The sequence below is a fragment of the Caulobacter sp. GW822-FHT07D08 genome (assembly GCF_058798735.1).
Window position 1 is genome coordinate 18,615 of sequence record NZ_JBXAKU010000023.1, and the last position, 24,074, is coordinate 42,688.

Annotated in this window: 22 protein-coding genes and 2 tRNA genes; 15 read left to right on the forward strand and 9 right to left on the reverse strand. The window is 67.5% G+C overall.

Annotation, left to right across the window (positions count from 1 at the left end):
• Nucleotides 1–103 precede the first annotated feature (103 nt).
• The 7 genes from AC1RJ9_RS25445 (at nucleotide 104) to AC1RJ9_RS25475 (ending at nucleotide 7,752) form a co-directional block, all read left to right on the forward strand.
• Nucleotides 104–982, forward strand: a complete 879-nt coding sequence (locus AC1RJ9_RS25445; protein WP_492841139.1) for a DMT family transporter — start codon at nucleotides 104–106, stop codon at nucleotides 980–982.
• 340 nt (nucleotides 983–1,322) lie between these two features.
• Nucleotides 1,323–2,366 (forward strand): rod shape-determining protein, encoded by a 1,044-nt coding sequence (locus tag AC1RJ9_RS25450; protein ID WP_004623009.1) that lies wholly within the window; start codon nucleotides 1,323–1,325, stop codon nucleotides 2,364–2,366.
• A gap of 48 nt (nucleotides 2,367–2,414) precedes the next feature.
• Nucleotides 2,415–3,497, forward strand: a complete 1,083-nt coding sequence (gene mreC / locus AC1RJ9_RS25455; RefSeq protein WP_492841137.1) for a rod shape-determining protein MreC — start codon at nucleotides 2,415–2,417, stop codon at nucleotides 3,495–3,497.
• Nucleotides 3,494–4,009 carry a hypothetical protein gene (locus tag AC1RJ9_RS25460; protein ID WP_492841135.1) on the forward strand — a complete coding sequence of 172 codons (516 nt, stop codon included), beginning with the start codon at nucleotides 3,494–3,496 and terminating at the stop codon, nucleotides 4,007–4,009. Before mreC ends, AC1RJ9_RS25460 begins: the two co-directional genes overlap by 4 nt.
• A gap of 4 nt (nucleotides 4,010–4,013) precedes the next feature.
• Entirely contained in the window at nucleotides 4,014–6,056 is a 2,043-nt protein-coding gene (mrdA, locus tag AC1RJ9_RS25465) for a penicillin-binding protein 2 (protein ID WP_492841133.1), read from the forward strand.
• A complete protein-coding gene (rodA, locus tag AC1RJ9_RS25470) occupies nucleotides 6,053–7,210 on the forward strand; it encodes a rod shape-determining protein RodA (RefSeq protein WP_492841131.1) in 1,158 nt (385 codons plus the stop codon). Before mrdA ends, rodA begins: the two co-directional genes overlap by 4 nt.
• 23 nt (nucleotides 7,211–7,233) lie before the next feature.
• The gene (locus AC1RJ9_RS25475) at nucleotides 7,234–7,752 is read left to right on the forward strand and encodes a GNAT family N-acetyltransferase (protein WP_492841129.1); all 519 of its coding nucleotides are present in this window, start codon (nucleotides 7,234–7,236) and stop codon (nucleotides 7,750–7,752) included.
• On the opposite strand, the gene pip is transcribed toward AC1RJ9_RS25475, so the two are convergent.
• Complete coding sequence (pip, locus tag AC1RJ9_RS25480) at nucleotides 7,745–8,734, reverse strand: prolyl aminopeptidase (RefSeq protein WP_492841127.1); 990 nt, start codon at nucleotides 8,732–8,734, stop codon at nucleotides 7,745–7,747. The genes AC1RJ9_RS25475 and pip overlap by 8 nt on opposite strands.
• A 179-nt stretch (nucleotides 8,735–8,913) precedes the next feature.
• Between pip and AC1RJ9_RS25485 the strand changes: the two genes are divergently transcribed.
• Nucleotides 8,914–9,174, forward strand: coding sequence for a low temperature requirement protein A (locus tag AC1RJ9_RS25485; RefSeq protein WP_492841125.1), 261 nt, complete (start codon nucleotides 8,914–8,916; stop codon nucleotides 9,172–9,174).
• Nucleotides 9,175–9,278: 104 nt separating this feature from the next.
• Here the strand turns inward: AC1RJ9_RS25485 and AC1RJ9_RS25490 are convergent, their stop codons facing one another.
• Nucleotides 9,279–10,262 carry an alpha/beta fold hydrolase gene (locus AC1RJ9_RS25490; RefSeq protein WP_492841123.1) on the reverse strand — a complete coding sequence of 328 codons (984 nt, stop codon included), beginning with the start codon at nucleotides 10,260–10,262 and terminating at the stop codon, nucleotides 9,279–9,281.
• A gap of 117 nt (nucleotides 10,263–10,379) precedes the next feature.
• Here AC1RJ9_RS25490 and AC1RJ9_RS25495 point away from each other — a divergent pair, with 117 nt between their 5' ends.
• Nucleotides 10,380–11,594, forward strand: a complete 1,215-nt coding sequence (locus tag AC1RJ9_RS25495; RefSeq protein WP_492841121.1) for a multidrug effflux MFS transporter — start codon at nucleotides 10,380–10,382, stop codon at nucleotides 11,592–11,594.
• Here the strand turns inward: AC1RJ9_RS25495 and AC1RJ9_RS25500 are convergent.
• Nucleotides 11,585–11,965 (reverse strand): DUF423 domain-containing protein, encoded by a 381-nt coding sequence (locus AC1RJ9_RS25500; protein ID WP_492841181.1) that lies wholly within the window; start codon nucleotides 11,963–11,965, stop codon nucleotides 11,585–11,587. The two genes, AC1RJ9_RS25495 and AC1RJ9_RS25500, sit on opposite strands and share 10 nt — an antisense overlap.
• 122 nt (nucleotides 11,966–12,087) lie before the next feature.
• On the opposite strand from AC1RJ9_RS25500, the gene AC1RJ9_RS25505 reads away from it, so the two are divergent.
• Genes AC1RJ9_RS25505 through AC1RJ9_RS25515 form a run of 3 tightly spaced genes read left to right on the forward strand, consistent with a single transcriptional unit; the run spans nucleotide 12,088 to nucleotide 14,626 of the window.
• Entirely contained in the window at nucleotides 12,088–13,194 is a 1,107-nt protein-coding gene (locus AC1RJ9_RS25505; RefSeq protein ID WP_492841119.1) for an Rv3169 family protein, read from the forward strand.
• A 5-nt stretch (nucleotides 13,195–13,199) separates the two neighbouring features.
• Nucleotides 13,200–14,204, forward strand: a complete 1,005-nt coding sequence (locus AC1RJ9_RS25510; RefSeq protein ID WP_492841179.1) for a phosphotransferase family protein — start codon at nucleotides 13,200–13,202, stop codon at nucleotides 14,202–14,204.
• A complete protein-coding gene (locus AC1RJ9_RS25515) occupies nucleotides 14,201–14,626 on the forward strand; it encodes a hypothetical protein (protein WP_492841117.1) in 426 nt (141 codons plus the stop codon). The genes AC1RJ9_RS25510 and AC1RJ9_RS25515 overlap by 4 nt, the downstream gene beginning before the upstream one ends.
• A gap of 14 nt (nucleotides 14,627–14,640) precedes the next feature.
• Here AC1RJ9_RS25515 and AC1RJ9_RS25520 read toward each other — a convergent pair whose 3' ends face one another.
• From AC1RJ9_RS25520 to rlmB, 3 genes are all read right to left on the reverse strand, one after another.
• Entirely contained in the window at nucleotides 14,641–15,375 is a 735-nt protein-coding gene (locus AC1RJ9_RS25520; RefSeq protein ID WP_492841115.1) for a TerC family protein, read from the reverse strand.
• Nucleotides 15,376–15,495: 120 nt separating this feature from the next.
• Nucleotides 15,496–17,208 carry a stalk-specific protein StpX gene (gene stpX / locus AC1RJ9_RS25525; RefSeq protein WP_492841113.1) on the reverse strand — a complete coding sequence of 571 codons (1,713 nt, stop codon included), beginning with the start codon at nucleotides 17,206–17,208 and terminating at the stop codon, nucleotides 15,496–15,498.
• A 107-nt stretch (nucleotides 17,209–17,315) separates the two neighbouring features.
• Nucleotides 17,316–18,152: a 23S rRNA (guanosine(2251)-2'-O)-methyltransferase RlmB gene (gene rlmB / locus AC1RJ9_RS25530; protein WP_492841111.1), complete on the reverse strand. Its 837-nt coding sequence runs from the start codon at nucleotides 18,150–18,152 to the stop codon at nucleotides 17,316–17,318.
• A gap of 173 nt (nucleotides 18,153–18,325) precedes the next feature.
• Between rlmB and AC1RJ9_RS25535 the strand changes: the two genes are divergently transcribed.
• The 3 genes from AC1RJ9_RS25535 to tuf all read left to right on the forward strand — a co-directional run bounded on the left by AC1RJ9_RS25535 (nucleotide 18,326) and on the right by tuf (nucleotide 19,835).
• Nucleotides 18,326–18,411: transfer RNA gene (locus tag AC1RJ9_RS25535), tRNA-Tyr, on the forward strand.
• Nucleotides 18,412–18,518: 107 nt separating this feature from the next.
• A tRNA-Gly gene (locus AC1RJ9_RS25540) sits at nucleotides 18,519–18,592 on the forward strand.
• Between the two features lie 52 nt (nucleotides 18,593–18,644).
• A complete protein-coding gene (gene tuf / locus AC1RJ9_RS25545; RefSeq protein ID WP_096051670.1) occupies nucleotides 18,645–19,835 on the forward strand; it encodes an elongation factor Tu in 1,191 nt (396 codons plus the stop codon).
• A 263-nt stretch (nucleotides 19,836–20,098) separates the two neighbouring features.
• Here the strand turns inward: tuf and AC1RJ9_RS25550 are convergent, their stop codons facing one another.
• The 3 genes from AC1RJ9_RS25550 to AC1RJ9_RS25560 form a co-directional block, all read right to left on the reverse strand.
• Nucleotides 20,099–21,091, reverse strand: coding sequence for a hypothetical protein (locus tag AC1RJ9_RS25550; RefSeq protein ID WP_492841109.1), 993 nt, complete (start codon nucleotides 21,089–21,091; stop codon nucleotides 20,099–20,101).
• Between the two features lie 981 nt (nucleotides 21,092–22,072).
• The gene (locus AC1RJ9_RS25555; protein WP_492841107.1) at nucleotides 22,073–22,378 is read right to left on the reverse strand and encodes a UBP-type zinc finger domain-containing protein; all 306 of its coding nucleotides are present in this window, start codon (nucleotides 22,376–22,378) and stop codon (nucleotides 22,073–22,075) included.
• A 13-nt stretch (nucleotides 22,379–22,391) separates the two neighbouring features.
• Nucleotides 22,392–24,044, reverse strand: coding sequence for an FAD-dependent oxidoreductase (locus AC1RJ9_RS25560; RefSeq protein ID WP_492841105.1), 1,653 nt, complete (start codon nucleotides 24,042–24,044; stop codon nucleotides 22,392–22,394).
• Nucleotides 24,045–24,074 lie beyond the last annotated feature (30 nt).

Below are 24,074 nucleotides of genomic sequence, written 5' to 3' on the forward strand. Positions count from 1 at the left end.
GCGCCGCGCGACGGCGACGAGCCCGCCTATCTTGCGCCAGAGGCGCATAAGGGCTCGATGCGAAACTCAACCCGCCCGCCTAAGGGCGTCGTAAAGGTCGAAGATGATCTGGATTCCCATCACCGTGGGCGCGGCAGCCCTGCAGGTGGCGCGCAACGCCGCCCAGCGCTCGGTCATGGGCGGGGCGGGTCCCTGGGGGGCGACTCTGGTGCGGTTCCTGTTCGGCCTGCCGTTCGCCACCGTCTTCGCGGCCGTCGCCTGGCTGGCGACGCCTGGCGCCAACGCCCACCCGACACCAGCCTTCTGGCTGGCTTGCGCCGCCGGCGCCGGCCTGCAGATCGCGGCGACGGCGGCGTTGCTGACGGCCATGCATCGCTCGACCTTCGCCCTGGGCACGACCATGCAGCAGAGCGGCCTGCCGTTCGCCCTGATCTGGGGCGCGCTGTTCTTCGGCGATCACGTCGGTCCGATGACCTGGGCCGGCGGGCTGATCGCCAGCGTGGGTCTGGCCGCCCTGACCTGGCCGCGCGGCGAGGTGGTGATGCGCAAGGGCGCGGCGCTGGCCGGTCTGGGCTCGGGCGCGATCTTCGCCCTGAGCGCCAACTGCTTCCGGCAGGCCAGCCTGGCCTTCGATCCCGCCCACGCCGCGGCCTCGGCCCTGGTGACGGTGATGGTGGTCCAGGCCATCCAGACCGTGGGCCTGACCAGCTATCTGGCCTGGCGAAACCCGGACTCCCTGAGGGCCGTGATCGCCGCCTGGCGGCAGTCGCTGGGCGCGGGCTTCTGCGGCGCGGCGGCCTCGGGCCTGTGGTTCACGGCCATGACTCTGTCGCCGGTCGGGCCGGTGAGGGCGGTCGGGGTGGTCGAAATGCCCATCGCGGCCATCGCCGGACGTCGTCTGTTCAAGGAGCGTCTGACCCTCTTCCAGATGGCCGCCTGCGGCATAACGGCGCTCGGGGTCGTCATGGCCGCGCTCGGCTAGATTTCGCCATGTTGGGGTGCTTGGTCGGCTTGACCGCAAAAGCCTTCGAGAACCCCGCTAATAGACCTTGAATTCAACGCTTTCGCAGGGCACACGGGCGGGCGTCGGCGTGCTTTTGGCCGTTCGGACGACGGCGCGGCCAGGGGGCGGCGCTCCCGCCGAACACCGAAGCATGTTGACCGGATCGAAATCCGCCAAATGCGGGAATCATGTTGTCCTCGCATTGAATTGAAGTAGGAGCCTTTTTTCTCAGCCGACCCCGTCTTCAGGACGGATCAGGCCCCTTCTTCACCGATCTGCCGTCCGTAACGCCCCTCCTACCCCTCAGTCAGGGCTTTCAATGTTCTCTTCCCTCTTCGGCGTGATCTCGAACGACATCGCCATCGACCTCGGCACGGCCAACACCCTCATCTACATGAAGGGTAAGGGGATCGTTCTGAATGAACCGTCGGTGGTGGCTCTACGCAACGTCGGCGGTCGCAAGATTGTCCACGCCGTGGGCATCGAGGCCAAGCAGATGTTGGGCCGCACCCCGGGCCACATGGAAGCCATCCGTCCGATGCGCGACGGCGTCATCGCCGACTTCGAAGTCGCCGAGGAGATGATCAAGTACTTCATCCGCAAGGTTCACAACCGCAAGGGCTTCGTGAACCCGAAAGTGATCGTGTGCGTGCCGTCGGGCGCCACCGCCGTCGAACGCCGCGCCATCAACGACAGCTGCCTGAACGCCTCCGCGCGTCGCGTCGGCCTGATCGACGAGCCGATGGCCGCCGCGATCGGCGCCGGCCTGCCGATCCACGAGCCGACCGGCTCGATGGTGGTCGACATCGGCGGCGGCACCACCGAGGTGGCCGTGCTGTCGCTGTCGGGCATCGTCTATTCGCGCAGCGTCCGCGTCGGCGGCGACAAGATGGACGAGGCGATCATCAGCTACATGCGTCGCCACCATAACCTGCTGATCGGCGAGACGACCGCCGAGCGCATCAAGAAGGAAATCGGCACCGCCCGCGCGCCGGCCGACGGCGAGGGGCTGTCGATCGACGTCAAGGGCCGCGACCTGATGCAGGGCGTGCCGCGCGAGGTCCGCATCAGCGAAAAGCAGGCCGCCGACGCCCTGGCCGAACCGGTCGGACAGATCGTCGAGGCCGTGAAGGTGGCCCTGGAAGCCACCCCGCCGGAGCTGGCCTCGGACATCGCCGACAAGGGCATCATGCTGACCGGCGGCGGCGCGCTGCTGCGCGGCCTGGACGCCGAGATCCGCGACCACACCGGCCTGCCGGTGACGGTGGCCGACGATCCGCTGTCGTGCGTGGCCCTGGGCTGCGGCAAGGTTCTCGAGCATCCGAAGTGGATGAAGGGCGTCCTGGAATCCACGCTGGCCTAAAGCCGGTATTGCTCTAGAGGCGCCTTGGGGGGCGTCGGGAGAAACTACGTGCCCTTTCGCGAAGGTCCCCTCGGCGACCTGAAAGTGCCGCTTACCTGGACGGCGGCGGTGGCCCTGATCGTGGCGGCCGTTATCGCCGTCGCCTTCCTGCTGGCGGACCGTCGCGAGACCCTGCAGGAGCAGGCCTACGGCGTCACCCGCCAGACGGTGGACGTCGTCGCCAAGCCGGTCAGCGGCGCCATCGCCGCGCCCGGTCGCTGGACGGGCCTGGGCCTGGACTTCGTCCGCAGCTACTTCTTCACGGCCTCGGAGAACCGTCGCCTGAAGACGGAGCTGGCCGAAATGCGCCAGTGGCGTGACCGGGCCCTGGACCTGCAAGACCAGAACGAACGCTTCAAGAGCCTGCTGGGCCTGCGCACCGATCCGCCGATCCCGATGGCTTCGGCCCGGGTGGTGGCCGACAGCCGCGGTCCCTTCGCCAACACCCGCCTGGCCGACGCCGGTTCGGAGCGCGGCATCGAGGTCGGCAATCCGGTTCTCAACGAACGCGGCCTGGTCGGTCGCGTGGTCGGCGTCTCGCGCGGCGCCAGCCGCGTGCTGCTGCTGACCGACATCGCCTCGCGCACGCCGGTGATGATCGACCGCACCAACGCCCGCGCCATCCTGACCGGCGACGGCGGCCCGAATCCCAAGCTGGAGTACCTTCGGGGCGTCGATCCCATCCAGCAGGGTGATCGTGTTGTCACCTCCGGTGACGGGGGCGTCGTGCCGCGCGGCCTGCCGGTGGGCGCGGCCGTGAAGGGGCTGGACGGCCGCTGGCGCGTGGTGCTGTTCGCCGACCAGTCGTCGATCGACTACATCCGCATCCTGCTGTTCAAGGATTTCGCCCAACTGGCCGACGAGAAGCAGCTGGAAGCCAAGACCCTGCCGCCGGTGACGACCGAGGATCCGCAGACCTCGATCCTGTCCGCCCCGACGCCCGCGCCGAAACCCGCGGCGGCCCCGCCGGCCACGCCGCCGACCGCCGCGGCTCAGCCCAGGCCGGCGGCCCAGAAGCCGGCGACGCCGAAACCGGCCCAGCCCAGGCCCGCCGCGACCGCGACGCCCGCGCCGACGGGATCGCCACGATGAGCATGAGCGGCGGGCGAGCGCTCAATCCCGCCCGTTGGCTGGGCGTGCCGATGTTGCTGTGCATTTTCGCGACGATCCTGTTCGCCGCGCCGATCCGCATCTGGGGCCTGCAGTTGCCCGAACCGGTGTTCGCCATGGTGCCGGCCTTCGCCTGGGCGATGATCCGCCCCTCGATCCTGGCCCCGTTCGCGCTGTTGATCCTTGGCCTGTTCCTGGACATCTTCTGGGGCGGTCCAACGGGCCTGTGGGGTCTGTCGCTGCTGGTCGCCTACGCCATGGTTCTGATCCTGCGCAACGCCATGACCGGCCAGAGCCGGCCGATGATGTGGGCCTGGTTCGCCGGGGTCACGGCCGTCGCCATGGTCGCCGGCTTCCTGTTCACCATGCTCGACAGTCTGGCCATGCCGAGCCTTTTGGCCGTGTTCTGGCAGTTCCTGGTCACGGCGCTGCTGTTCCCGTTCGCCCACCGCCTGGTCGATCGCTTCGAGGACGCCGACGTGCGGTTCCGGTGAGGCCATGAGCGAACCGTCCATCTTCTTCTTCGAGGTCAACGAGCGTCAGGGGGTATTCCACCGGCGCGCGTTCCTGCTGGGCGGCCTGACGGGCGCGGGCCTGCTGGCCCTGGGCGGACGCCTGGCCCAGCTGCAACTGGTCGAGGCCCAGCGCTATCAGAAGCTCTCGGCCGGCAACCAGTTCAACTACCGCCTGGTGCCGCCGCCGCGCGGCCTGATCCGCGACCGCAATGGCGTATCGCTGGCGTCCAACCGTCCGAATTTCCGGCTGATCATCAACAAGGACAAGGGCCTGGACGCCGAGGCCGTCATGGACGACCTGGCCAAGCTGGTGCCGATCGACGGCTCGCGCCGCGCCCGTGTGTTGAAGGAGCTCGACCGCGCGCCCCGCAAGGCCCCGGTCGTGGTGATGGAGGACCTCTCCTGGGAGGAGTTCTCACGGGTCAACATCCGGGCCCCGGAACTGCCCAGCGTCACCGCCGACATGGGCGAGGTTCGGGTCTATCCGTTCGGCGGCGCCTTCGCCCACGTGATAGGCTATGTCGCCAAGGTCTCGGACCGCGACCTCATAGCGGCCAAGGACGACGCCACCCAGGATCAGGAACTGCTGCACCACCCGGGCTTCCGCATCGGCAAGCAGGGCGTGGAGAAGGCCTTCGACAAGGAATTGCGCGGTCGCGCCGGCGCCACCAAGACCGAGGTCGACGCGCAGGGCCGCGTCGTACGCCTGGATCCGGCCGGCGACGTGCCGCCGACCCCGGGCAAGGAAGTCCTGCTGACGCTGGACGCCGACATCCAGAACCGCGCCCTCGAGGTGATGGGCGAGGAGAGCGGCGCCATCGTCGTGATGGACGTGCGCAACGGCGACCTGCTGGCCATGGTGTCGGCTCCCAGCTTCGACGCTAACCGCTTCGTGAAGGGCCTGTCGGGCGCCGAGTACAAGGCGCTGGCCGAGTACGAGCGCAAACCGATGCTGGACAAGTCGCTGACCGGCGTCTTCCCTCCGGGCTCGACCTTCAAGCCGACCGTGGGCCTGGCGGCGCTGACCGCCGGCATCAATCCCGAGGTCCGCATCAACTGCGGCGGCAGCTGGTACTATGGCGGCCGGACCTGGCGGTGCTGGGAGCCGCGCGGCCACGGCTCGCAGAACCTGCACGAGGCGATCAAGAATTCCTGCGATATCTATTTCTACCAGACGTCGCTGAAGATCGGTCCCGACGCCATCGCGAACGCGGCGCGGGCCATGGGCTTTGGCCAAATCTACGATATCGGTATTCCCGGCCAGAAGAGGGGCAATGTCCCCGACCCGGCCTGGAAGAAGCGGGCGTTCAAGAAGAATCCGGCCAACCAGACCTGGTTTCCGGGCGAGACCCCCAGCTACGGGATCGGGCAGGGGGCTCTGACGGTCAACGCCCTGCAACTGGCGGTGATGACCTCGCGCCTGGCCAACGGCAAGAAGGCGCTGGTCCCGCGTCTGATCAAGTCGGTCGGCGGGGTGGAGCAGCCCAGCGGCGCCGCCGTGCCCGACCTGCCGTTCTCCCCCGAGCACCTGAACTATGTCCGCGGCGGCATGGCGGCCGTGGCCAACGACGTGCGCGGCACCGCCTACAGGCAGAGCCAGCTGGGCCTCGGCGACGTGCAGATGGCCGGCAAGACCGGCACCGCTCAGGTGCGCAGCTACGACGGGGTCAAGAACCGCAAGGGCTACGCCACGACCTGGCGCCTGAAGGACCACAACCTGTTCGTGGCTTTCGCCCCTTATGACGACCCGCGCTACGCCGTGGCGGTGATCATCGAGCACGGCGGCCTGGGCGGCGCCACCGCCGGCGCGCCGCGCGCCCGCGAAGTCATGCGCGTGGCCCTGCTGAAGGATCCCGAGATCCGCGCCCGCATCGAGCGCCCCGCGCCGCTGCCCGAGGTCGCTCCGGAAGACGTCATGGAAGGCGCCGCGCCGGACGACCCCGTCGAGGGCGTCGCGCCGCCCGCGCCCGATGTCGGCGCCGCGCCGACCGTTCCGCCGACCACGCCCCAGGGAGGGCAAAGATGACCTTGAGCGGCGGCCTGACCCGGCCCGGCGAACGCGACCGGCCGATCATCAAGTTCATGGAGGTCGACTGGACCTTCTGCCTGGTGCTGGCGATGATCGCCGGCGTCGGCGGCCTGATGCTGTTTTCGATCGCGGGGGCCTCGTGGGAACCCTGGGCGGACAAGCACCTGCTGCGCTTCGGCGTCTACTTCATCATCATGATCGCCCTGGCGATGTGCGACCTGCGCTGGTGGTTCGCCGCCGCCTATCCGATCTACGGGGTAGGCCTCATCCTGCTGGTGGCCGTCGACCTGGTCGGCGACATCTCGCTGGGGGCCCAGCGCTGGCTGCAGCTGGGGCCGCTGCGTTTCCAGCCGTCCGAGGTGATGAAGATAGGCCTCGTGCTGGCCCTGGCCCGCTACTACCACGGCCTGTCGTCCGACAGCGCCCGGTTCTCCTGGCGCCTGCTGATCCCCGCCGCGATGATCGGCGTGCCGTTCCTGCTGGTGGCCAAGCAACCCGACCTGGGCACCGCCATCCTGATCGCCGCCACCGGCGGGGCGATCATGATGCTGGCCGGCCTGTCCTGGCGGGTGATCGCGGCCCTGGGCGCGATGGCGGCCGTGGCCATTCCGCCCTTCATCATGTTCGGGCTGCACGACTATCAGCGCAACCGGATCCTGACCTTCCTGAACCCCGAGCAGGACCCGTCCGGCGACGGCTACCACATCCTGCAGTCGAAGATCGCCCTGGGCTCTGGAGGCCTGCTGGGCAAGGGCTTTGGCCTGGGCTCGCAGAGCCAGCTGAACTTCCTGCCCGAGAAACAGACCGACTTCATCTTCGCCACCCTGGCCGAGGAGTTCGGCTTCGTCGGCTGTTTCGGCGTGCTGTTCCTGTACGGCGCGGTGATCTTCATGGCCCTGCGTATCGCCTCGATCAGCCACAGCCACTTCGGACGCCTGGCCGCGGCCGGGGTGACGGCGACCTTCTCGCTGTATGTGCTGATCAACGGCGCCATGGTCATGGGCCTGGCCCCCGTCGTCGGCGTGCCGATGCCGATGCTGTCCTACGGCGGCACCGTCATGCTGACGGTCATGGTCGGCTTCGGCCTGGTGCAGGCCGTGCGCGTGCATCGCTACACCGAAGTGACCAGCGGCAAGGGCTCGTTGATGTGATGACGGGCGGCGAGGCGGAACTGTTGCCCGTTCTCGTGACCCCGCGCCTTCGGCTCCGCGCCTTCCGCGAGGGCGACGCGTCAATCCTGTCGGCGAATCTGACGTCTGGTGTCGTACGCTGGCTGACGTCCTGGCCCGATCCGACTTCGACCGAGCTCGCCGCCGCGCGTATTTCCGATGCGCGGCAAGGCGCGCGTGACGGGTGGCATGTCGGCTACGCCATAGAGCGACGGGAGGATGGCTTGGTAGTTGGCGGCTTTGGCGGCGGTTCGCCCGATGGCCGCGTCGAGATCGGCTATCACCTCGCCGAGCACGTCCAGGGCCGGGGCTACATGCTGGAGGCGGCGACCGCCGGCTTGGCGTCGATCTGGGATCTTCTGCCGGTCCGGACGATCGAGGCTCAGGCGCACCCGGACAACGCCGCCTCGCGCGCGATCCTCATCAAACTGGGGATGCGAGAGGTCGGTGAGCGGCTGGTCTACGCCTCGGCGCGTGACGCCTGGGAGCCCGGCTGCTGGTACGAGATCGACAGGCCTAGCTGACCAGCGCCGCTTCCGTCGCCCGGATCAGCCCGTCGATGACGCCTGGCTCGGTCGAGGCGTGGCCCGCGTCCCAGACGATGTCGAAGCGCGCCTCGGGCCAGGCCCTGTGCAGCTTCCAGGCGCTGTCCAGCGGGGTGACGACGTCGAAGCGGCCCTGGACGATCCAGCCGGGGATGTGGCGGATCTTGTCGATGTTCTTCAGGATCCAGCCGTCGTGATCGAAGAAGCCCTTGTTGGTGAAGAAGTGGCACTCGATCCGCGCGAAGGCGATCGCGAAGTCCTCTTCATTGAACTTGGGCGGCCGGGCGTCGGGGCCGCGTAGGGAGATGGTGTCGCCTTCCCACTGGCTCCAGGCGGCGGCGGCTTCCAGCTGCACGCGGCGGTCCTGGGCGGTGAGGCGGCGGTGATAGGCGGCCATCAGGTCGCCGCGCTCCTCCTCGGGGATCGGAGCCAGGAACCGCTCCCAGGCGTCCGGGAACAGCATCGAGGCGCCGTCCTGGTAGAACCAGCCCAGTTCGCGCTCGGTCAGCAGGAAGATGCCGCGCAAGACCAGGCCGGCGACGCGGTCGGGGTGCTTGATGGCGTAGGCCAGGGCCAGGGTCGAACCCCAGGAGCCGCCGAACACGGTCCATTTCTCGACGCCCAGATGCTCGCGCAGGCGCTCGATGTCCTCGACCAGGCTCCAGGTGGTGTTGTCTTCCAGGCTCGCGTTCGGGCGCGACCGGCCACAGCCGCGCTGGTCGAACAGGGTCATGCGCCATTTGGCTGGATCGAAGAACCGCCGCATGGTCGGATTGACCGCGCCGCCCGGGCCGCCGTGCAGGATCACGCAGGGCTTGCCCCGCGGATTGCCGCATTCCTCGTAGTAGATCTCGTGCGGGCCGCCGGTGGGCATCCAGCCGAACGAAAAGGGTTCGACCTCGCGGAAGAGGCCGCGGCGACCAACGGAACTCATGGCGGCGGCGGAAGCGTTACGATCCATGAGACGAACCCTAACGTGTTTTTCCGCCGCCTGTGAACGGAGGAAAGCAAAAGGCCTGCCCGATCGCGGGGATTTTCCTCGCGTCGGAAAAGCAGGCCTTTCGTCAAAGAAACACACGGGTCTGCTTCGGCAGACCCTTGAGGTTTTCGCCCTTCGCTCGGTTCTGTATGTTGCCCGCCATGACTCAGCTCGCGCCCGAAGACTATTCCGATGACGAACTTCTCGCGATGCTGAACCCGGTGCAGTTGGCCGAACTCGATCGGCAGATCGGTGAGATGTTCGGGGCCGAGGGCGTCGATCGCGCCGAGGCGCTGTTCGCCATGGCCAGCGTCTACAGCCTGCGCGCCGGCGAGCGCGACGAGGTCTCGGCCCTGGCCATGCTGCAACTGGCCGCCGCCATGCGGAGGCGGGCTGGCCAGATGATCGCGGCGCGGAACTGAGAGACCGAAAACCTCGTCCTTCGACAAGCTCAGGATGAGGTTTTCTACTGAGCCTGCCTTGATCCTCATCCTGAGCCTGTCGAAGGACGAAGATCACGCATCGGCTACAGCGGGAACCGCCGCTCAACCCAATCCAGGATCGCCGCGTTGACCTCGGCGGGCTTCTCCTGCTGGGTCCAGTGGCCGCTGCCTTCGATCAGCACCTTCTCCAGGTCCGAGATCTGCTCACCCATGCGGTCGGCCATGGCTGGCGGCAGGACGACGTCCAGCTCGGCCATGATCATCAGGCAGGGGACGCCGTCGATCCGGCGGGGCAGGGTCTCGGCCTTCTCCCAGTTGCGGGTGAAGTTGCGATACCAGTTGATGCCCCCGGTGAAGCCCGTACGCTTGAAGGCGTCGACGAAGAAGGCCAGTTCGTCGGGTTCCAGGAACTGATTGTCGTCGGTCGCCGGGTCGTAGTGGAGCAGGGCGTCCTGCAGGGCCAGGCTCCGGCGTTCGGCCGGGCGGCCCAGGAACTCGTCCTGCGAGCTCTTGGGCTTGCGCATGAAGAAGCGGATCGTCCGCTCCGGATCCGCGCCCAGGCGCGCGTCGGCCTCGCCCGGCTTCTGGAAGTGGACGATGTACATGTCCTCGCCATAGGCGTTGCGGAACATCTCGATCGGATCCAGCGGCAGGCGCGGCGTGAAGGGGGTGTTGAGGCCGATGATCCCGGCCACGCGATCGGGATGCAGCAGCGGCATCTGCCAGACGATGATGCCGCCCCAGTCATGGCCGACGAAGATCGCCTTCTCCACGCCCAGATGATCCAGCAGTCCGACGAGATCGCCGGTCAGGTGGTCCATGTCATAGGCCTCGACCGCCTCGGGACCGGGGGTCAGGCCATAGCCGCGCTGGTCGGGGGCGATCACCCAACGGCCGGCGGCGGCGAGGGCGGCGATCTGGTGGCGCCACGAAAAGGCCAGCTCCGGAAACCCATGGCAGAAGACGACGGGGACTCCGTGGCGCGGACCGGCCTCGTAGTAGGCCATGCGGATGCCGTTGACGTCGGCGTACCGCGGCTCGGGCAGGCCCGGATTCTTGACCGTCATGATCGCGCGTCCTCCCGCGTTTCCAGGTGATTGCTGATCACCCTGGAGCCCGTCGCGGATCCGGGCAAGCTTCATTTCAGGTTTGCGTAAGGTCCAAAGGGCGTAGAAGGGCGCGCCATGACCGACACCGTTCCGCCGCCCGCCGCCGTTCCGTGGCGTCTCGTCCTGCTTCTCGGCGCGCTGACGGCCTTCGCGCCGATGTCGATCGACATGTACCTGTCCAGCCTGCCGGAGATCGGCCATAGCCTGTCGGCGCGGCCGGACCAGACCCAGGCCACGCTGGCGGCCTTCTTCGCGGGCATGGCCATCGGTCAGTTCGTCTATGGCCCCCTGTCCGACCGTCTGGGGCGGCGCGGCCCCCTGCTGACGGGGATCGGTGTCTATATCGTCGCATCGCTGGCCTGCGCCGTGGCGCCCAGCATCCACGCCCTGATCGGGGCGCGCTTCGTCCAGGCCCTGGGGGGATGCGCTGGAGCGGTGGTGGCGCGCGCGGTCGTGCGCGATCGCTTTGGTCACACCGACACCGCCCGAGTGCTGTCGCTGATGATGCTGATCATGGGGCTTGCGCCGGTCCTGGCGCCGCAACTGGGCGGCGTTATCCAGGCGTTCGCCGGCTGGCGGGTGGTGTTCTGGGTCCAGGTCGTCTTCGGTCTCGCCGTCGGGGCCTGGGTGCTGGCGGGCCTGAAGGAATCCCGCTCGGCCGAGACCCTGGCCCAGGCGCGGTCGGAGAACCCGCTGAAGGCCTATATCGCTCTCCTGGGTCTGCGTCGCCTAGTCGGCTACGCCCTGGCCGGCGCGCTGAACGGGGCGGTCTTGTTCACCTACATCTCCGGCGCGCCGGACCTGGTCATGGGGATCTATGGCCACACGCCATTGGTCTTCAATCTGATCTTCGCCTTCAACGCCGTCGGCATCATCGGGGCCAGCCAGGTCAATCGCCTGCTGCTGCGGCGCAACCTGCCGGACGAGGTGCTGAGCAAGGCCAGCATCGCCTCGATCGCCGCGGCCTTCCTGCTGACCGTGGCGGCCTGGACCGGCTGGGGCGGCCAGTGGACCGTTCTGCCGTTGCTGTTCGCCTCTCTGTCGCTGTACGGCCTGATGGGCGGCAACACCATGGCGGGCGCGCTCAGCGTCGACCCGCGCCGCGCCGGTTCGATCTCCGCCCTGATGGGCTCGGCCTCGTTCGGAGCGGGCGCGCTGGCGTCATGGGCTGGCGGCCTGCTGCACGACGGCACGCCGCGTCCGGTGGCCGTTGTGATGTTTGCCTGCCTGGTCGGCTCGGCCCTGGCGATCTTCTTCCTGGCCCTGCCAGGCGCGAAGTCTCAGGCTTGATTGGGCATCGAGAAGCCGCGCCAGGCCATCAGCGCCCACGCGGCCATGAACGACAGCCCGCCGATCGGGGTGATCGCGCCCAGGATCCTCGGCGCGCCCAGGGCCATGGCGTAGAGCGAGCCCGAAAACACCAGCGTCCCGACGAAGAACAGCGCCGTGACCAGGCCCATGCCCTTGGCCCCGGCCCGATGCAGGGCGAAAGCTCCAAACACCGCCAGGGCGTGGATCATCTGGTACTGGGCGCCGGTCTTCAGCCACTCGACGGCCTTCCAGCTGTCGATGCCGTGGGCGGCGAAGGCGCCGAAGGCCACGGACAGCAGGCCGCTCAGCGCCGCCAGGCCCGTCCAGGTCCGGGGAGTCCATCCCTCCATCGGCTTACGCTCCGTCACCGTTGCAATCGTCGAGCGCGACCTTAACGTCGTTCATCTGGACGTAAAGCGAAGCCGACTTCGTAAGCAGTCAGAGCGTTCGCGTGTCCAGAAGGGAGGACGGCATGGCGCTCACCTGGGGCGACGATTACCCGATCCATCAGACGCCCGAGCCCGTGGCCTACGCGGGGACGGATCGGAACTTCTACGACCGCTACTTTTTCAACGGCTACGCCGCTCAGGGCGACGGCGCCGACCTGTTCTTCGCCGCCGCGTTCGGCGTCTATCCGCACCTCAACATCGCTGACGCGGCCTTCTGCGTGATGAAGCAGGGCAGGCAGGTCAATCTGCACGCCAGCCGCTGGCTGAAGATGGAGCGGATGGATCTGACGGTCGGGCCGATCTCCATCGAAGTTCTTGAGCCGCTGCGACGCCTGAAGCTGACCGTAGCCGCGCCGGAGCAGGGGATCGCCGCCGAGATCGTCTTCGAGGGCCGCGCGTTCCCGATCGAGGAGCCGCGCTTCGTGCGCCGCAACGGCCCGCGCACGCTGTTGGACTACACGCGCCTGACCCAGAATGGCCGCTACAGCGGCTGGATCGAGGTCGACGGCGCGCGAACCTCGGTGGACGGTTTCGTCGGCACCCGCGATCGGTCGTGGGGCGTGCGGCCCGTCGGCGCGCGCGACCCGCAGGAGCTGGCGCCGCCGGCCCCGCCGCAATTCTTCTGGCTGTGGGCGCCGTGCAATTTCGCCGACGGGAGCCTCTTCTTCCACACCAATGATGACGAACTGGGCCGCCCCTGGAACCGTCGCGCGCTCTGGCTGGAAGACGGCGATCGCGAGAACGACTTTGGCGGTTTCGCGCGGGCGTCCTGCGCCATCGACTGGAAGAGCGGCACGCGCCACGCGTCCGCCGCGACGCTGGACCTCGGCGCCGATGGCTCTGTGGCGATCGAACCCAAGACCGAGTTCTTCATGCTGGGCCTGGGCTACAACCACCCCGTCTGGGGACACGGCCTCAACCACGGCGAACTGAAGGTCGAGCGGGAGGACTTCGTCACCGCCGACATGGACCGGAAGATGCCGCATCTGCTGCACGTCCAGGCGCTAAGCGATGTGACCTATGTCGACGGCGCGGGCCGCTCGCGGAAGGGCAGGGGCGTCTTCGAGCAGCTGGCCATCGGTCCGCACGCGACCTCGGGTTTCGCCTCCATCCTGGACATGGCGCCTTGAGCGGCCTGGCCGAACGCCTGGAGGCGTATCTCACCCGGACCTGGGGCCAGCCGGTCACCGTCGCCGAGCTGTCGCGCATACCCGGCGGGGCCAGCCGCGAGACCTATCGTTTCGTGGCGAACACGGGGGGAGAGGCCAAGCCCCTGATCCTGCGCCGCGACCCGCCCGGCAGCCTGATCGAGACCGACCGCGGCCTGGAATACCTGGCCCTGGAGAGTTTCCACGATCGCGTGCCCGCGCCGCGCCCTGTCGCCATGGACGCGGAGGGCGCGGAACTGGAGCGGCCGTTCTTCATCATGGAGCGGGTCGAGGGCGGGACGGTGGTCTCGCCGTTCACGGCGATGCCCTACGGCGCCCACGCGCGGACGGTCGGCGAGGCGTTCTTCGACATCCTGGGCCGTATAGCGGGCGCCGATCCCGCCGGCCTGCCATTGGCGAAGGCCGCCAAGACGCCGGCGCCCGAAGACTGTTGGCGGATCGCCGTCGGCCATTGGGCCGCCGTGATCGAGGCCGACGAACAGCATCCGCAACCGATCGTCCGCGCCGCCATCCGGCTGTTGCGCCGCAAGCCGCCGCCTCCGCCTAGCATGGTGCGGGTGGTGCACGGCGACTATCGCGGCGGCAATTTCCTGCACGCTCCGGACGGCCGCATCCTGGCGGTGCTGGACTGGGAGATGGTCCATCTGGGCGATCCGCTGGAGGACCTGGCCTGGGCCATCGACCCCTTGTGGAATCCGTTCGACGCCACGACCGTCGCCGCCATGATCCCACGCGACGAGGCCCTCGCCATCTGGTCGAAGGCCAGCGGTCTCACGGTCGATGAGGAGGCCCTGACCTGGTGGTCGCTGTTCGCGGCCGTGAAGGGCCAGGCGATCTGGACCTCGGCGGCCAAGGAATATCGCGACGGCGGTTTCAAGGAGCCGATCCTGGCGGTGTCGGGCTGGTACACCGCCCGGCGGCACGACCAGATCCTGGCCGCCGCGATGCTGCGCCTGGAGGATCTGCCATGACCCCGAGCCTGCCTGACATCCTGGTCGGCAACTTCATGTGCATGGTCGATCCCGGGCCGCCCGAACAGCAGGGCGAGTTCATGGCCGGCAAGGTCGGGCTGGTGGCTCTGCTGTCGCTGCTGGCCGCCCAGGAAGCCGAGCGCGGCGTGGCGGCGCGGGTGGAGGAGAACGCCCTGATCCGCGCGGCCCTGCTCGAGGCGGCGGCCGACTATGGGCTGGATGTCGCGGGTCTTCCGTTCACGGAGGAGGTGACCGTCTCGGCGCTCGACCGTGTCAACGCGACGCTGCGGAGGGCGCTGATCGGCCTGCACGAGGCGGTCGAGGCGCGGGACGATACGGCGCGCCACCACGCGATCCTGCGGCTCTATGTCAGGATGGCCGACCTGCGGCGGCTGGACCTGCCGCCGCTTCCGGCGCGCTGAGCGTGATCCTCGCCCTACTTGTGCTTGTTGTGCTGGGCCAGCTCGTCCGGCTTGATGTCTAGCGGCGCCGGGGCGGCGGCGTTGTAGGCGGCCGTCTGGTTCAGGTCCATGACCACGCTGCGGTGGCCTTCCCAGATCATGTGCACGGCGACATAGAGCACGATCGCCAGGCCGATGAAGCCGATCCAACGGTGCTTATGCAGCAGGTTGGCGATGGCGCTGGCGGCCAGGCCCATCAGGGCGATCGACAGCAGCAGGCCGAAGATCAGGATGCCCGGGTGCTCGCGCGCCGCGCCGGCGACGGCCAGCACATTGTCCAGCGACATCGAGACGTCGGCGATCAGCACCTGGACAAAGGCCTGCTTGAACGACTTGGCGGGCCGGGCCCGTGGTTCAGTGCTGTCATCGCCGTCGATCGAGGCCATGGCGTCGTCGTTGGCCGCCTGCTCGCGCAGTTCGCGCCACATCTTCCAGCAGACCCACAGCAGCAGGAAGCCGCCGGCCAGCAGCAGGCCGATGACGCCCAGCAGCCAGGTGGTGATCAGGGCGAAGCTGATGCGCAGCACGACCGCCGCGCCCAGGCCGTAGAGAATGACCTTCTTGCGGTCCTTGGGCGGCAGGCCGCCGGCCGCCAGGCCCACGGCCACGGCGTTGTCGCCGGCCAGGACCAGGTCGATCATCAGCACTTGCAGCAGAGCGGTCAGAGGGCCTTGCAGGCCGCCCAGATGGGCCGTCAGCGTTTCGAACATGTACCCTCAATGCGGTGAGGCGCGCGGCGATGCAAGGCGCAAAAAGGTCAGGTCCGCCGCAAATACGACGACGCCCCGGACCGTCGATCCGGGGCGTCGCTTTTTCGTCCGGCGCGGGCCCTAGTGGGCGTGCTCGGGTTCCTTGTGATGGGCGTCGTGATGCCCGGCGGCGTGAGCGTCATGATCGGGCGCGGCGTGCGCGGGCTCGTCATGAGTCGCGGCATGTTCGCCGTGGTGCTCGTCATGCACCGCGGCGTGCGTGTCGTGGCCGTGGTCGTCATGGCTGACCGGGTGGGCCGAGGCGGCGGCGACCATCGGGTTCAGGTAACCGACGTGCTCGGCCGGCGCGTGCGGCTCGGGATGAGCCTCGGCGTGCAGATCGTGGCCGTGGCCGTCATGCGCGGCATGGCCATGGTCGTCATGGGCGTGAGCGTCGTGGCCATGGCTGTCATGCGTCTGACCATGATTGTCGTGGCCATGACCGTGGTCGTCTTGATGCGAGGAGACCGCCGAGGAGACCGCCGCGCCCGCCACCGCGCCGCCGGCCGCGGCCAGGAACGGGTTGACGTGCGAGACGTGGGTCGAGGCCGGGGCGTGCTGCTCCTGCTCATACTCCATCTCGTTGCGGCCGTAGTCGGTCAGGGTGCGGTACTTGCGCTGGCGCTCGGCGCGACGACGCGCCGCCGAGGCGCTGCGCGAGACGCCGACCAGGATGATCAGCGCCAGCAGCACCAGGGCTGCGCCCAGGGCGGTCTTGATCGACACGGCGCCGAGGCCCGGCAGCGTGACGTTTCCGTTCAGGGCGCCCAGGTCGAGCTTGCCCACGCCCTTCTTGGCCTGTTCCGGCAGGGCGGCGACGCGCTTGCTGATCTCGCCCAGCGAGAAGCCCTGCGGGGTCTTGGCGCCGTTCAGCTCGAGGCCGAACCGCGACGTCAGCTGGCCCTTGGCCTCCGGACCGGGCTTGACCTGCCAGGCGAAGGTGGTCGGCTCGCCCGGCTTGACCACGGCCGTCTGACGGCCGTTCGGGGTGACTTCATAGCCGTCGCCCGAGAGTTCGGCATAGGCGCTGGTCTTTTTGGCGGCCTTGGTCAGGCCCAGCTTGGCGGCTTCCTGCTTGATCAGGTCGCCCAGCGTGGCCGGCAGCGACAGGGTCACCTGGCCGGGCTGGTTCTTGCCCAGGCTCTCGCCGGCGGCCAGGACCGCGCCATTGGTGGCGGCGGGCGCGACGACGGCCTGCAGTTTCTCGAGCTTGGTCGCCGGCTTCGCGGGAGCGGCCGGAACGATCGGCGGCTTGGCGGCCACGACCGGCGGCTTGGCCAGCGGCGCGGCGGGCGCGGCCGGCTTGACGGCCTGGACGGGCGCGGGAGCCGGGGCGACCGTCTTCGGGGTCACCGGCTTGGCGACGACCATCGGCTTCGGCGCGGCGTGCGCGGCCGGAATGGTCGCGTGGACGCGACGCGGCTTCTGCTCGTAGCGGCTGGAGCCCTTCGGATTGGCGATCGGGCGCATGGCCGTGACCAGCGTGCCGTCCGGGCGGCGCCAGGTCTTCAGATGCGAATTGCGCGAAGGCGGCGGCAGCGGGCTCGAACCCACGCCGGCGTCGGCGCGGGCCTGGGCCTGCGCCTGGCTCGGACCGCCCAGCAGGCCGTCCTGGGCCTGGTCGGCGCTCGGCGGCGGCGCGGCGCCCATCAGCTCCGGCGTTGTCGACGCATCCTGGCGATCGCTGGGCGGTGGCGGCGCGCTCACCTGGTCGCCGGCGCTGCAGCCGGCAAGCATCAGAACGCCGACCGCCGTAGTGGCCAAGGCGGCCAAGCGTACCTTACGTCCAAACATCGGGTCCCCCGATCCCATGTCTAACTCCTCCGCGAGCAAGCGCTCGCGGACCATTGTTCGCGAGAAGAGCACGTGCTTGCGACGAAATCAAAACGGTTAAGAGGGATTCACGAAACAGTTTCGTCCTGCGCGCGAACTTTCGAGGCTTCATAAAGCGCGATGGCCGCCGCGGCCGACACGTTCAGGCTTTCGAACCCGCCGGGCATCGGGATTTTTCCCAAGGCGTCGCAATGTTCCGCGACAAGACGACGAACGCCTTCGCCCTCCGAACCCAGAACGAGCACGGTGGGCTGGTGGTCGAGTACGGCCTCCAGGCTTTCCTCGGCCTCGCCGGCCAGGGCCACGGCCCGCCAGCCCATGTCGGCCAGTTCCTCCAGGGCGCGGGACAGATTGACCACGCGCGCGTGCGCGACCTTGTCCACCGCGCCCACGGCGGTCTTGGCCAGGACGCCGGAGAGCACCGGGGCATGACGGTCCTGCAGGATCACGCCCTTGGCCCCGAAGGCGGCGGCCGAGCGGAAGATGGCCCCGATGTTCTGCGGGTCGGTGATCTGGTCCAGCATGACCAGCAGCCCCTTGGCGGGCGAGCCCATCTCGGCGATCGACAGGGACTCAGCCTCGTCGATCTTCAGGGCCAGGCCCTGGTGCACGGCGCCCTGCGGCAGGTGCTTGGCGATCTCCTGGCCCTCCATCACCTGCAGGCAGGTCAGCTTCTGCAGATCGGGGCCGAGTCGCTTGGCGCGGTCCGGGGTCGCCAGAAGGCGCTTCGGCGCCGGTCGCAGCGGGTTGGAAAGCGCCGCCTCGACGGCGTGCGTCCCCCAAATCCAGTCCTTGGCGTCACCTTGCCCGCGAGAAAACTCGTTTTTATTCCGGGGCTTGGAACGAAAATCGCGTCCGGGTGCAGAAGGACGTTTCCGGTCGTTGCGTTCGGAATGAGAGGACACTATAAGACGCGCTCCGATTTGGGGCCCCAAGGGTTTCTTAGCCGGCCGGCGCTGCTCTTAGCATCGTCCGTCACCGTCCAAAGAAGCTTTTGTTCTGGTTCGAAGTTCAACGGCTTGCTGTTGCGCATCGAACCGGCTAAAGGCCGCCGGCTTCGGAACTCCGTCGCGTGCTTGGGGGAATGTCCCGAGTGGCAAAGGGGGGGGACTGTAAATCCCCTGGCGTACGCCTTCGCAGGTTCGAGTCCTGCTTCCCCCACCATGCACGCGACGAGTTCCGAGACGGGCGCGTCCTGAAGGCAAGATGGGTCCCAGAGCCAGAGACCGGGAGCCGATCGCGACCCCGCTAGCCCACGATTGGGTGATAAGGCGGGTATAGCACAATGGTAGTGCAGCAGCCTTCCAAGCTGAGGATGCGGGTTCGATTCCCGCTACCCGCTCCAGCTCCCCATATGAGTTACCCCAACAACACCCGCCGGCGCGAAGGTAGAGACGATGGCCAAGGAAAAGTTCGAACGCACTAAGCCGCACTGCAACATCGGCACGATTGGTCACGTTGACCATGGCAAGACGACGCTGACGGCGGCGATCACGATCACGCTGGCGAAGTCGGGCGGCGCGACCGCCAAGAACTACGCCGACATCGACGCCGCGCCGGAAGAAAAGGCCCGCGGCATCACGATCAACACGGCGCACGTCGAGTATGAGACGGCCAACCGTCACTATGCCCACGTCGACTGCCCCGGCCACGCCGACTACGTGAAGAACATGATCACGGGCGCCGCCCAGATGGACGGCGCGATCCTGGTCGTGTCGGCCGCCGACGGCCCGATGCCGCAGACCCGCGAGCACATCCTGCTGGCCCGTCAGGTCGGCGTGCCGGCTCTGGTGGTGTTCATGAACAAGGTCGACATGGTCGACGACGAAGAGCTGCTGGAGCTCGTCGAAATGGAAGTGCGCGAGCTGCTGAGCAGCTACCAGTTCCCGGGCGACGACATTCCGATCACCAAGGGTTCGGCCCTGGCCGCCGTGGAAGGCCGCGACGCCAAGATCGGCGAAGAGGCGATCCTGGCGCTGATGGCTTCGGTCGACGCCTACATCCCGCAGCCGGAACGCCCCGTTGACCTGCCGTTCCTGATGCCGGTCGAAGACGTGTTCTCGATCTCGGGCCGCGGCACCGTGGTCACGGGCCGTATCGAAAAGGGCATCGTGAAGGTCGGCGAAGAAGTCGAAATCGTCGGCATCCGTCCGGTCCAGAAGACGACCTGCACGGGCGTCGAAATGTTCCGCAAGCTGCTGGACCAAGGTCAAGCCGGCGACAACGTGGGCGTGCTGCTGCGCGGCACCAAGCGTGAAGACGTCGAGCGCGGCCAAGTGCTGTGCAAGCCGGGTTCGATCACCCCGCACACCAAGTTCGTGGCCGAGGCCTACATCCTGAACAAGGAAGAAGGCGGCCGTCACACCCCGTTCTTCACCAACTACCGTCCGCAGTTCTACTTCCGCACGACCGATGTCACCGGCATCATCAAGCTGAAGGAAGGCGTGGAAATGATCATGCCGGGCGACAACGCCGAGCTGGACGTCGAGCTGATCACCCCGATCGCCATGGACCAAGGCCTGCGCTTCGCCATCCGCGAAGGCGGCCGCACGGTCGGCGCCGGCGTGGTCGCCAAGATCGTCGAGTAATCTCGAACGGTCTTAGCTTCGGCTGAAAAATGCGAAGGCCCCGGAGAGCAATCTCCGGGGCCTTTTGCTTGCGCCAATGTCTGACTTGGGTGGAGGCTGTGTGAAAATACATTGGCGGCCTGCAACCGCCCCTCAACCCACGTCAAAATCGACGATCTGGCGCTTTGTCGCTCATGACGGCCGATCGGGACGCGAAGGCTTTCTTTTGTGAGGGGGTTCAGCCCTGAGTTTTTACACAGCCTCGGTGGTGAGCGGACCCCTGATCAGGCAGCCTCCGCGAATAGGTTCAGCGAGCGGCGCACGGTAGCAACCAGTTCATCGACGAACTGCATGGGTTCTTCTTGGGTCCACATCACCGTAGTGCAATGATTAGTGTCAAAATGAGTTTTAGCCGCGTCGAACTTGCCTCGCTCGCAAATATAGACGACGGGCTTACCCAAGCCTTCTGCATATCCGGCTTCCCAATAGGCCCCAGAATTGTCGTGCGTCAGGTCAACGAGCACAAAGGCTGCGTCTCGGATCTGCTCGCGCAGGATGTTGTCGATAACACCAGCACGCGAGACATTACGTAGATCGACAAGATCATAGGAAATGCGATCGCGCACGGCGGGCTTGACGTGCTGATCAATAAAGGGATCGAGCACTGCGTCGCCAAATTTCATTGCAATGAAACCGTAACGCGCGGCCCCGCGTCCACGTTGTTCGCTTTCGTATCGCTCCCAGCCATCTAGGGAGAGCCCCCATAAGGAGCCTTGTAGTACGCCGTCTCCACGAGGATTCGAAACCTGATGGCGTTCGACTAGGCGCACCAGCAGGTTTCGAGCAATGAGCTCTGACAGAAGTTGGCTGAACATCGCCCGATTAATCGCACCAATGAGCGGGGTATCGACAACGTCGTCGATGAAATAGCCATCGCCGGTGTCCGCCACTGCGTCACCGATAATGCGGATCAGATTTGAAGCCTGCTGGGCTGGTGTTGGGAGGCGAGCGCCAGACACGAAGCGCGCGAGCCAGTCCGTTGTCACCATTGGCGCACCGGAACCTCGGTTTCCCGTGCGCAGTGCATGGCTCATTGCGGCTTTTTGTAACGGCGTTAGGTGTCGACGGTCGTTGAACCAGTCCACGAGAGCCGTGCGGGTAACCTCGAACTTGCCGCAGCCCTCGCACTGGAAGCCAGCCGTGTCTCGGGGAGTGTAGTAGCCGTAGCAAATCCCAAACTGGCCTTGGCAAATGGGACAAGTAACTTGATCGTTCATCGCGGTCCCCCTTTCGGCACCCTAAGGGTGGATGTCGGAAGTTCGCAGACTGCCAGACTGTTCCGCTCAAACACCAATGCTAAAGTATCTCGGACATGAGCAACGAACCTTTGCCCGTGGCTGCGCGCCTGGCGATTTTCCTCGCGATGGAGGGCGCTATCCTCTGGCATCTCGTAGTCGGCCTTACCAAGTGCCGGTTCACGTTCTTTGACACCCCTGAGCGGATCGATAGGAGGAAAAACGCGATCCGATATTGGTCCTGGGTTTGCTTCCTGGTCCTAGCGATGGTTGCCGTTGGCTGGAGAGCCTGGGACAGCTTGGGCGGCGAACTGACTATAGTGGCGGCTTGCGCTCATGATCGCGGCTATTGCCCATAAGCTTTCTCGAAGTTCCGCCAAGGGGCGAAGGCAGAGTTTCGTAGGGTCTGCTGTCGATTCACGGTGAGCAGCAAATCCCGTCGACGTGCGGGAACTGACGCGCACGACCCGCGCAAAATCAACACCTTGCCCCCGCGACCCACGAGCCAATCCAAAATCGACGCATCGCCCTGAAAACCTGACCCATACTTCTCCTCGCCCCGTCGCGGGGGAGGGCGTTTCAGCTGGCGACCGAACGAGCGGCGGGGGTGATCGAGCGGGAAGCGCTGGTCGTGGCCTTCGGGCCGCCCTCGTGACGGATCTGGACGGGTTCCCTGAAACATCGGGACGAAAATCCAGCGGCGAGGTTCGACCGGCGCGGCAGGCGCGGGCTGAAATCGCCCGCGTGGTCCGGAGGGAACGCATCTCTCTCCGCCCGCCGGGGGCCACTGTCGGAAGCGGGTTAAGACCCCGCGCGCCGAAGGCTCACGAACAACGGTCACGCGGAGCGCTCCGACCTCGGCCGAAACGGTGTTCCTCTACCCCATCATCCGGGCCCTGCCCGGACGCTCCGCCGCCTCCCCAAGCCCGCCGGCTCCACCGGCGGAAGGGCGCCGGCGCGCGCTCAGCCCTCGACGAACCTCGGGATCGGGCCGACCTGTGGCGTCTGGTCCGGCAGCTCCACGAATTCCTCGTCCATGAAGCACCAGCCCCAGCCCTCGGGCGGGTCGTAGCCCTCGATGATCGGATGCTTGGTCGCGCGAAAGTGGGCGGTGGCGTGCTTGCTGGGGCTGTCATCGCAGCAGCCGACATGGCCGCAGGTCCGGCACAGGCGCAGGTGCACCCACCAGCCGCCGGTCTTCAGGCATTCCTCGCAGCCCTTGGAGCCGGGCGTGACGTGATGGATGGAGTCGCCGTGCGTGCAGGTCATAAGCGCGGTCCTCTCAGGCCTCGGCGAGATAGGCGTGGATGGCGGCGACGGCCTGGGCGCCTTCGCCGATGGCGGCCCCGACCCGCTTGACCGAGCCGGCCCGGACGTCGCCGATCGCGAACACGCCCTTGCGGCTGGTCTGCAGCAGCGGATGGCCGGGGGTGAGGTCGGTCCCGGTGCGGACGAAGCCATGGTTGTCCAGCTCGACATGGCAATGGGTCAGCCAGGCGGTGTTGGGCGCGGCGCCGATGAACAGGAAGAGGTGGCTGATCGTCTGGACGGTCTCGACGCCGTCCGGACCGCGCCAGCGCACGGCCGACAACTGGTTGGGCTTGCCGTCCTCGCTTTCCAGATCGACGATCGCGCTTTTGACGATGACCTCGATATTGGGCGTGCTCTCGATCCGGTCGATCAGGTAGCGCGACATGGTCGCCGCCAGGCTCTCGCCGCGCACGATCATCCAGACCTTCTTGACCTGGCTGGCCAGATAGACCGCCGCCTGGCCCGCCGAGTTGCCGGCCCCGACCAGGGCGACCTCCTGGCCGGCGCACAGCTTGGCCTCCAGCGGCGAGGCCCAGTAGTGGACGCAGGCGCCTTCGAAGCGGTCCAGGTTCTCGACCTCCAGCCGGCGATAGCGGGCGCCGCTGGCGATGACGACTGTTTTGGCCTGCGCTGTCTCGCCGCTGGCGAGGGCCAGGCGATAGCGGTGCTGGCCGTCGTCCTCGCAGACCAGGGAGGCGACCTCGTCGGGGATGGCCAGCTCGGCCCCGAATTTCTGGGCCTGGCCGTAGGCGCGGCCCATCAGGGCCATGCCGGTGATGCCGGTGGGAAAGCCCAGATAGTTCTCGATCCGCGCCGAGGCCCCGGCCTGGCCGCCGAAGGCGCGGGTGTCGAGCACCAGCACCGACAGGCCTTCGGAAGCCGCATAGACGGCGGTGGCCAGGCCGGCGGGGCCGGCCCCGACGATGGCGACATCATAGAGGCGGTTGGCGTCGATCGGTCCGACCAGGCCGATACAGCGACCCAGCTGGTGATTGGTGGGCTGACGCAGGATCTCGCCGTTGGGGCACAGCACGATCGGCAGTTCGCTGTCGTCGATCTGGAAGCGCTCAATCAGCACCTTGGCGCAGTCCATCTGGTCGGGGTCGAGGTGCTGGTAGGGATGGCCGTTGCGCGCCAGGAAGCCCGACAGGCGGATGACCTCGGCGTCGGCTTCGCGGCCGATGATGATCGGACCTCCGGCCCCGGTCTCGATCAGGCTGACGCGGCGCAGGATCAGGGCGCGCATGATCTGTTCGCCCAGCTCGGCCTCGGCGACCAGCACGGCGCGCAGACGCTCCGGGGCGATCAGCAGCGCCTCGACCTGGGTGAGGGCCTTGACGTCGACTAGCGACGGGCGGCCCGACAGCTGGGCGATCTCGCCGACGAACTGGCCGGCGGCGTGCTCGACGATCGGCTGGCTTTCGTCGTGGGCGTCGCGGCGACTGATCGCCACCCGACCGGCCAGGATCACGAACAGGCCGGGCGAGGCGACGCCGGCCGTGGCCAGGGCCGCGCCGGCCTCGGCATGGATCACCTGGCCGAAGCGGCGCAGCCGATCGATCTCGGCCGGCTCCAGCCGGGGAAACATCTGGGCGCGTCGGGTGTCGAAGGTCGTGCCAGCCATGGGAGGAGATTGCGTCAGGAACGGCTCCCG